We start from the raw sequence: 8,535 nt of genomic DNA, 5'->3' as shown, positions 1-8,535 counted from the left end.
CCTGCGACGTAGGTGGCGTGGTGCTTGTCGTGGTGCAGCTCCATGATCTTGCCGCTGATGTGCGGCTCCAGGGCGCTGTAGTCGTAGGGCAGGTCAGGGAGCGTGTAGACAGCCATGCTGAGATACCTCCGGTTGCTTGCCGCACGCCGTGGTCGGCGTGCGGTGGGGACGTCGTCGAGCGCTGGGACCGGCGGGGCTTACCCGCCGGGGACGACGGAGGCCCGCGCGCCCCGCCCGAGTGATCGGGGGAGGGGAGCGCGGGCCACCGTTCCAGCCTGCAGGAGACTCAGTGTTCCCGCTCGACGGAACCAGACCCCGAGACCAGCTCGGGGGTCTTGTCTGCAGGCTCGAGCTCGTCGTGCTCGCCGTGCGCGTGCGCCGCCGCCAGCTCGGCAGGAGTCACAGGCTCCACCCGGTCCTCGTAGAAGAACTGCGACAGCCGCTGCCACCGCTTGTCCATCTTGTAGCCCTTGCGCTTGACACCGCGGGCGTCGCTGGCGGGCTCGATCTCGAGCGGTCGACGCGCCTCGTAGTTGACGCGCAGCCAACGCTCCTGCTCGTCGAGCGGCCGGTGGACCTCGATGTACTCGCCGTTCGCGAACCGGACGATGCGCCCGGTCTCGTGACCGTGGAGCACCAGCTCGCGGTCCTTGCGCTGGAGGCCGAGGCAGATTCGCTTGGTCACCCAGAAGGCGAAGACCGGCCCGGCGAAGAACAGCACCCGGAAGACCCACGTGATCGTGTTGATCGACAGCGAGAAGTGCGTGGCGATCAGGTCGTTCGACCCCGCCAGCGCCAGGATGACGAACGCCGTGAGGAACGCGACGCCCAGGCCGGTGCGGGTCGGGACGTTGCGCGGCCGGTCGAGCACGTGGTGCTCGCGGTGGTCGCCCGTCACCTTCGCCTCGAGGAAGGGGTACACGAACAGGAAGGTGAACAGCAGGCCGGGGATGATCACCGCCGGCACGAGGATGTTCAGCGAGAGCGTGTAGTCGCCCCACGTGACGATCTCCGCCTGGCCCGGCATGAGGCGCAGCGATCCCTCGAGGAACAGCATGTACCAGTCAGGCTGGGCGCCCGCGGACACCGGAGACGGGTCGTACGGGCCGTAGTTCCAGACGTTGTTGATCGCCAGGGTGCCGCCCATGAGGGCCAGGACGCCGAAGATGATGAAGAAGTTGCCACCCATCTTCGTGGCGAACGCCGGGACGGCCGGGTAGCCGACGACGTTGTTGTTGGTGCGGCCACCGCCCGGGTACTGCGTGTGCTTGTTCAGCACCATGAGGAACAGGTGCACGCCCACGAGAGCCAGGATCAGCGCCGGCACGAGCAGGATGTGCACGGTGAACAGGCGCGGGATGATGTGCTCGCCCGGGAACTCGCCGCCGAAGATGAAGTACGAGAGGTACGACCCGATGATCGGGATCGACTTCACGACGCCGTCGGTGATGCGCAGGCCGTTGCCGGAGAGCACGTCGTCCGGGAGCGAGTAGCCGGAGAAGCCGGCGAGGAGGCTCAGGATCATCAGCAGCGTGCCGACGAGCCAGTTGAGCTCACGCGGCTTGCGGAAGGCGCCGGTGAAGAAGACGCGCATCATGTGCACCACGATGCCGGCCACGAAGATCAGCGCCGACCAGTGGTGGATCTGCCGCATGAGCAGACCGCCGCGCACCTCGAACGACATGTCGAGCGTCGACGAGAAGGCCACCGACATCAGCTGGCCGTCCATGGTCGCCGGGGGGCCGTGGTACGTGGTGAGCGCCATCGACGGCTCGAAGAACATCGCCAGGAAGATGCCGGAGATGAGGAGCACGACGAACGAGAACAGCGCGATCTCGCCGAGCATGAACGACCAGTGGTCCGGGAAGACCTTGCGGACGAGCTGCTTGGTGAGCACGCCGATCTTGGTCCGCTGGTCGAGGTAGTCGGCGGTCTTGCCGATCGCGGTGGTCGGCTCCGCCGTGGCGGGGGGAGTAGTCGTGGTGCTCACTTCAGGCGCTCCCAGTAGCTCGGGCCGATGGGCTCGTTGAAGTCGTCCTCAGCTACAAGATACCCCTCGTCGTCAACGGTGATGGGCAGCTGCGGCAGCGGGCGCTTGGCCGGGCCGAAGACCACCTTGGCGCCGTCGGCGACGTCGAAGGTCGACTGGTGGCACGGGCACAGCAGGTGGTGCGTCTGCTGCTCGTAGAGGGCGACCGGGCACCCCACGTGGGTGCAGATCTTCGAGTAGGCCACGATGCCGTCGTACGAGGCGCCGGGGCGGTGGTCGCGCTTGAGGTCCCGCGGGTCCAGGCGGACGAGGAGGACCACGGACTTGGCCTTCTCGGTGATCCACTCGTGGGACTCGCGCTCCTCGGCGGACACGTCGGGGATGACGTGCGCGACGGAGCCGACCGTGAGGTCCGCCGCCTTGATCGGGCGGCCCGACGGGTCGTACGCGAGGCGGACGCCCTTCTTCCAGAGCGTGTGCCGGAACTTGTTCACGTTCCAGTCGCCGCCGACGCTCGAGACGAGCGGCACGGCGATGGTCAGCGGAAAGAGGGCCAGGGCCGAGACGACGGCTCCCTTGAGCACGGGACGACGGGCGATGCCCGAGTCCTCCAGGCCGTCCTTGAACTGCTGCTGGACGGCGCCGCGGACCTCCTCCGAGCTGCTGCTCGAGTGGCGCTCCTCGACGTACTCCTTGTTGGACATCAGGGTCTTGGCCCAGTGCACGGCGGCGAAGCCGATGCCGAACAGCGACACCGCGATCGCCACGCCGAGCAGCACGGTCGACATGCGCACACCGGGCGTGGTGCCGTCCGGGCGCACGGCGAAGTAGGCCACGAGGGACCCGATGGTGCCGAGGCACGAGATCGCGAAGAGGATCGCGATGATCCGCTCGTTGCGCTTGGCGGCCTTCGGGTCGCTGTCCGCGAGACGCGGGTGGTGCGCCGGGACGCCCGGGTCGGCGAAGCGGTCGGACTGCGCGACCGTGCCGTTGCCGTGGTGCGGGGTCACGTCGTGCGACGGCCCCTGGGGGTTCTGGTTCTCGCTCACGAGGACTTTGCTCCGATCCACACAGCGCCGCCGATGATCAGGCCGATGCCGATGACCCAGGCCCACAGGCCCTCGCTGACCGGGCCGAGCGAGCCGAGGGTCAGGCCGCCGGCCGAACCCTGGTCCTGCTCGTCGAGGAACGCGATGATGTCGCGCTTCTCGCCAGGCGTGATGTTGGCGTCGTTGAACACCGGCATCGACTGCGGGCCGGTGAGCATGGCCTGGTACACGTTGCGGCTGGAGGTGTCCCACAGCGGCGGCGCGAACTTGCCCTCCGAGAGTGCGCCACCCGCGCCGACGGCGTTGTGGCACATCGCGCAGTTGGTGCGGAACAGGGCCATACCGTTGGCCGGGTCGCCCTTGCTGCCGTCCACCTCCTGGTCGGTGGGGATGGCAGGACCGGCGCCGAGCGAGGCGACGTACGCGGCGAGCGCGGCCGTCTGCTCCTCATCCATCTGCCGGGGCTTCGCCCTGGCCTGGGGGCCGTTCATCTGCATGGGCATCCGGCCGGTGGAGACCTGGAAGTCGACCGCGGCAGCGCCCACGCCGACCAGGGACGGCGCCTGGGAGGTGCCCTCCGCGTTCGGTCCGTGGCAGGTGGCGCAGTTGGCCTGGAAGAGCTTCTTCCCGGTCTCGATGTCCGCGGTGCTGGCGGTGTCGGCCTGGGCCGGGCTCGGGGCCAGGGCGGCGTAGACGCCGCCCGTGACCAGCAGCGCCAGCAGCAGCAGCACGACCGGCGCCAGCCGGTGGTGCCTGCGGGCGGCGAGTGCCTTCACGAAATGATCCTCGTCTCGCAGATCGAAGGTGCAGGGTCAGGACCGGCGCCGAAGCCGGCCCGGGGGGTTCAGCGCAGGAGGTAGATGACAGCGAAGAGGGCGATCCACACCACGTCGACGAAGTGCCAGTAGTAGGACGTGACGATCGCGGTCGTCGCCTCGTGGTGACCGAAGTTCCGGGCGGCGAAGGAGCGGCCCAGGAGGAACAGGAAGGCGATGAGGCCGCCGAGCACGTGGAGGCCGTGGAAGCCCGTGGTCAGGTAGAAGACCGAGCCGTACGGGCTGGACGAGATGGTCAGGCCCTCGTGCACCAGCTCGGTGTACTCGAAGATCTGGCCGCCGATGAAGAACGCACCCATGAGGTACGTCAGCGTCATCCACTCGTGCATGCCCCACTTGTTCACCTGCAGGATGGAGCCGGACCGCGCCGGCTTGAACCGCTCGGCGGCCCACACGCCCATCTGGCAGGTGACCGACGACAGCACCAGCACGGTGGTGTTCAGCGTCGAGAAGGTGAGGTTGAGCTTGTCCGCCTGAGCGGCCCACTCCGCCTCGGGCATCACCGAGCGGACGGTGAAGTACATCGCGAAGAGGCCAGCGAAGAACATCAGCTCGCTGGCGAGCCAGACGATCGTCCCGACCGACACGGGGTTCGGACGGTTGACGCTCACGTGCTGGTGGGCATGGGGGGCAGCAGCCGTTGCGGTCGACACGTCAGCCATTATGGCCGACATGTGGCCGCTTCGAGCCACTCGTGTGGGCGCTGCGCGAAGTCGATGCGCACAGAATCTGCGGAAACTCGCCACTCTGCCACTACGAGGTGACGGATCGCCGGAGAGTGCCAGTAAAAGACCACGTTCGGCGACTGCCCGAGGTGACGCGAGTGTGCCACGATGCCAGCAAACGTCGACGTCCGGCGGCCGCGGGCCGGTACCGGTCGTCGTGTCCGTGCCCGGTGCCGTGCACGTCCACGAAGAGGAGCCTCGATGACGGATCAGACGACAGGTCTGACGACGGATCTGACGACGGACCACCCGAGCGACCGGGTCGAGCCCGCCGCCCCCGCGCGCGGACCGCGGATCCTGCTCTACAGCGACGACAGGACGGTGCGGGCGCAGGTGCGCGACGCGGTCGGGCCCCGCCTGCGCGCGCACGCCCCGGAGATCGCCTGGGCCGAGGTCGCGACCCCCGCCGCGGTTGTCGCCGCCGCCGACCGCGGCGGGTGGGACCTGCTCGTGCTCGACGGCGAGGCGGACAAGGCCGGCGGGATGGGTCTGTGCCGTCAGCTCAAGAACGAGGTGTACCGCTGCCCGCCCGTCGTGGTCCTCACCGGCAGGCCGGACGACGGATGGCTAGCATCGTGGTCGCTCGCCGACGCCGTGGTGCCGCGGCCGCTCGACGTGATCGAGCTGCAGCGCACGGTGGCCGGCCAGCTCGCCGCGACGGCCTGACCGACCGACCCTGAGGGTCGCACCAGGTGCGTCCGGACCGCGCGACCACCGAACCGGAGGAACCTGGTGCCCACGAACGACAGCCCCGTGCCCGCGCAGCCCGAGCAGACGTCGCCCGAGCAGACGTGGCCCGGCCTGCTCACGGAGCTCATCGCCGGCCACGACCTGAGCGCGCGGGACACCGCCTGGGCGATGGACGCGGTGATGTCGGGCGAGGTGTCGCCGACCCGGCTCGCGGCCTTCCTCGTGGGGCTGCGGGCCAAGGGCGAGACGGTGGAGGAGCTGACCGGGCTCGCGGACACGATGCTGGCCCACGCGCGCCGCTTCACCGTCCCCGGCCCGAGCGTCGACATCGTCGGCAGCGGTGGCGACCGGGCGCACACGGTGAACATCTCCACCATGGCCGCGGTCGTCGTGGCGGGCACGGGCGTCAAGGTGGTGAAGCACGGCAACCGCGCCGCGTCCTCGTCGTCGGGCTCGGCCGACGTCCTCGAGGCGCTGGGGGTGCGCCTGGACCACGGTCCCGAGCGCGTCGCGGAGCTGGCGGAGCAGGTCGGCATCACGTTCTGCTTCGCGATGGTCTTCCACCCCTCGTTCCGGCACGCCGGCGTGGCGCGCAAGGAGCTCGGCGTCGCGACCGCCTTCAACTTCCTCGGTCCGCTGACCAACCCTGCGCAGCCCCGGGCCACGGCCGTCGGGGTCGCGGACGCCCGGATGGCGCCGCTGGTGGCAGGCGTCTTCGCCGCGCGGGGCACCCGGGCGCTCGTGTTCCGGGGCGACGACGGCCTGGACGAGCTCGCCGCGACGGGCGGATCGACGGTCTGGGAGGTCCGCGACGGTCAGGTCACCGAGGTGCGTCTCGACGCCGCGGCCGACCTCGGGCTGCGGCGCATCGACGTGGCCGACCTGCGCGGCGCCGACGCGAGCCACAACGCGGCGGTGGCGCGCGACGTCCTCACGGGCGTCGACCAGGGCCCGGTGCGCGAGACGGTGCTGCTCAACGCGGCGGCCGCCCTCGCGGCGGACGGCAGCCTGCCCGGCACGGACGCCGGCACGCTCGTGGAGCGGCTGTCGGCCGGCATCGGCCACGCTGCGCGCAGCATCGACGACGGCGCCGCCGCCCGCGTCCTGGAGCGCTGGGCCGCCGCGACGCAGGACTGACCCGCGGTCGGTGTCAGTCGTCGAGGCCGATCGCGAACGCCTGCTCCAGGTCCACGTTCGAGTAGGTGCGGAACGCGATGAGCGTCTCCGTGCGCACGACGCCCGGGACCTTGCTGATGCCGTCCGCGATGACGTCGGCCAGCTCCTCGTGCTCGCGCACCCGCACCATGGCGACCAGGTCGGCCTTGCCGGTGACGGAGTAGACCTCGCTGACCCCCTTGAGATCGGTGACCTTGGTGGCGACCTCGGGGATCTGGTCGGCCTCGGTGTCGATGAGCACGATGGCGGTCAGCATGCGGTCATCGTAGCCACGGCGGCGTGGTCCGCGACGCTCGCCGACACTGCCGCGAGGTCGACGTGGGCGGCGGCGGAGCGCGCCGGGCACGACCACGGGTCGCTGACGTGCACGAGCCGGACACCGGGCTCCTCGAGCCAGGCGAGCACCAGCGCGGCCTCCTCCGGGTGGCAGGCGGGTGCCGGCGCCACCGACGGGGCGACGACCTCGGCCGTGGCGCGCAGGGCGTCGACCACGGGGAGCGGGTCGTCGTCCGGGCCCGTCACCGCCGTGGCGGCGAGCCTGCCGTGCTTCACGACGACGAGCTCCCAGCCCCCGGCAGGCGTCGGACGTGCGGCGACGAGCTCGGCGCACCGCGCGACGGGGTCGAGCCGCTGCGCACGGGCGGCGCCCTGGACGAACGCCCGGAGCCGGTGGGTGACCTGCCCGGCCTCCTCGAAGCGCTCCTGCGCGGCGAGCCGTGCGACCCGGGCGGCGAGCGCGTCGACGACGAGCGACGGGTCCCCGGTGAGGGCGGTGCGCGCGGCGTCCACGACAGCGTCGTACCCGACGTCGGCCGTACCCGTCGCGGTGCACGGGGCCGAGCACCTCCCCATCCCGGCGAGCGCGCACGGGCTGCCCGGGGTCCGCGCGACCCGCGGCAGCCGGGCGGTGCACTGCCGCAGCGGCAGGGCGTCGTGCAGGGCGTCCACCGCGGCCTGGGCCGACTGTCGCGAGGTGAACGGACCGATGTGCGGGGCGCCCGCACGCACCTCCCGCACGACCGACAGCCGTGGGTAGGCCTCGTCGGTGAGGCGCACCCACGTCTGGCGCTCGGGATGCTTGGAGCGCCGGTTGTAGCGCGGGGCGTGCTCGGCGATGAGCCGCAGCTCGCGCACCTGCGCCTCGAGCGGTGTCGCGCAGACGACCGGAGTGACCGCGTGCGCGATGCGCACCATCTCCGTGATGCGGCTGCGCTTCTCGGCGGCCGTGAAGTACGACCGCACGCGCTTGCGCAGGTTCGTGGAGGTGCCGACGTACAGCACCTCCTCCCCGGGGCCGCGGAAGAGGTAGACGCCCGGTGCCTCGGGGAGGTCGTCGGCAAGGGTGCGCTTGCGGCGGACGTCGGGCGGCACGGGGTCCGCCGCGGTGGCGAGGTCCTCCAGGTGGGTGATCCCGAGGGGGGCCAGGCGCTCCAGGAGGGCGTGCAGCACGTCGACCGTCGCGCGCGCGTCCGCCAGCGCCCGGTGCTCGGGAGTCACCCGGGCGCGGAAGAGCGCCGCGAGCGTGGAGAGCTTGTGGTTCGGTGCCTCGTCGCGCGTGACGACGCGCCGCGCGAGCGGCACCGTGTCCACCACACGGAACCCTGGCCAGTCGTAGCCCAGGCGGTCGCACGCGGCCCGCAGGAAGCCGACGTCGAACGGGGCGTTGTGCGCCACCAGCACGGCGTCGCGCGCGAACTCCAGGAAGCTCGGCAGGACGAGCTCGACCGGGGGAGCGGTCGCGACCATCGACGACGTGATGCCCGTGAGCCGGGCCACGAAGGCCGGCACCGGATGCCCCGGGTTGACGAGCGACTGGAGCTCGCCGAGGACCTCGCCGGCCCGCACCTTCACCGCGCCGATCTCGGTGATCCCGCCGTCGGAGGCTCGTCCGCCCGTGGTCTCGAGGTCGACGACGACGAAGGTGACGTCGCGCAGCGGGGTGCCGAGGTCCTCGAAGGACGGCTGGAGCGCCGTCGGGCTCGGCGCGGGCGGGGTGGTGCTCGGCATGCCGGGACCGTAACGAGGACCACCGACAGGCATCGACCGTGCTGACTTGATCCTCAAGACAC

Annotated in this window: 8 protein-coding genes and 1 pseudogene; 2 read left to right on the top strand and 7 right to left on the bottom strand. The window is 71.1% G+C overall.

Annotated elements, in window-relative coordinates; all coding sequences use genetic code 11:
- From ACFT55_RS16900 to ACFT55_RS16880, 5 genes and pseudogenes are all read right to left on the bottom strand, one after another.
- Positions 1 to 116: pseudogene (locus tag ACFT55_RS16900) on the bottom strand (superoxide dismutase); the annotation flags it as partial.
- A 170-nt stretch (positions 117 to 286) separates the two neighbouring features.
- Positions 287 to 1,990, bottom strand: coding sequence for a cytochrome bc complex cytochrome b subunit (locus ACFT55_RS16895; RefSeq protein ID WP_380245006.1), 1,704 nt, complete (start codon positions 1,988 to 1,990; stop codon positions 287 to 289).
- Positions 1,987 to 3,039 (bottom strand): Rieske 2Fe-2S domain-containing protein, encoded by a 1,053-nt coding sequence (locus ACFT55_RS16890; protein ID WP_380245005.1) that lies wholly within the window; start codon positions 3,037 to 3,039, stop codon positions 1,987 to 1,989. The genes ACFT55_RS16895 and ACFT55_RS16890 overlap by 4 nt, the downstream gene beginning before the upstream one ends.
- Positions 3,036 to 3,815: a c-type cytochrome gene (locus tag ACFT55_RS16885; protein ID WP_380245004.1), complete on the bottom strand. Its 780-nt coding sequence runs from the start codon at positions 3,813 to 3,815 to the stop codon at positions 3,036 to 3,038. The genes ACFT55_RS16890 and ACFT55_RS16885 overlap by 4 nt, the downstream gene beginning before the upstream one ends.
- A 68-nt stretch (positions 3,816 to 3,883) precedes the next feature.
- Positions 3,884 to 4,537, bottom strand: a complete 654-nt coding sequence (locus ACFT55_RS16880) for a heme-copper oxidase subunit III (protein ID WP_380245003.1) — start codon at positions 4,535 to 4,537, stop codon at positions 3,884 to 3,886.
- 264 nt (positions 4,538 to 4,801) lie between these two features.
- Here ACFT55_RS16880 and ACFT55_RS16875 point away from each other — a divergent pair, with 264 nt between their 5' ends.
- Together ACFT55_RS16875 and trpD are read left to right on the top strand one after the other, a co-directional pair.
- Positions 4,802 to 5,266, top strand: a complete 465-nt coding sequence (locus tag ACFT55_RS16875) for a hypothetical protein (RefSeq protein ID WP_380245002.1) — start codon at positions 4,802 to 4,804, stop codon at positions 5,264 to 5,266.
- A gap of 66 nt (positions 5,267 to 5,332) precedes the next feature.
- Positions 5,333 to 6,427, top strand: a complete 1,095-nt coding sequence (gene trpD / locus ACFT55_RS16870) for an anthranilate phosphoribosyltransferase (protein ID WP_380245001.1) — start codon at positions 5,333 to 5,335, stop codon at positions 6,425 to 6,427.
- A gap of 13 nt (positions 6,428 to 6,440) precedes the next feature.
- Here trpD and ACFT55_RS16865 read toward each other — a convergent pair whose 3' ends face one another.
- A complete protein-coding gene (locus ACFT55_RS16865) occupies positions 6,441 to 6,722 on the bottom strand; it encodes an Lrp/AsnC family transcriptional regulator (RefSeq protein ID WP_380245000.1) in 282 nt (93 codons plus the stop codon).
- Positions 6,716 to 8,473 carry a DEDD exonuclease domain-containing protein gene (locus ACFT55_RS16860; protein WP_380244999.1) on the bottom strand — a complete coding sequence of 586 codons (1,758 nt, stop codon included), beginning with the start codon at positions 8,471 to 8,473 and terminating at the stop codon, positions 6,716 to 6,718. Before ACFT55_RS16860 ends, ACFT55_RS16865 begins: the two co-directional genes overlap by 7 nt.
- Between the last annotated feature and the right edge of the window lie 62 nt (positions 8,474 to 8,535).

The organism is Isoptericola sp. NPDC057191 (assembly GCF_042670225.1).
GTDB lineage: Bacteria > Actinomycetota > Actinomycetes > Actinomycetales > Cellulomonadaceae > Isoptericola.
This window is presented reverse-complemented; position numbering and strand designations above follow the sequence as displayed.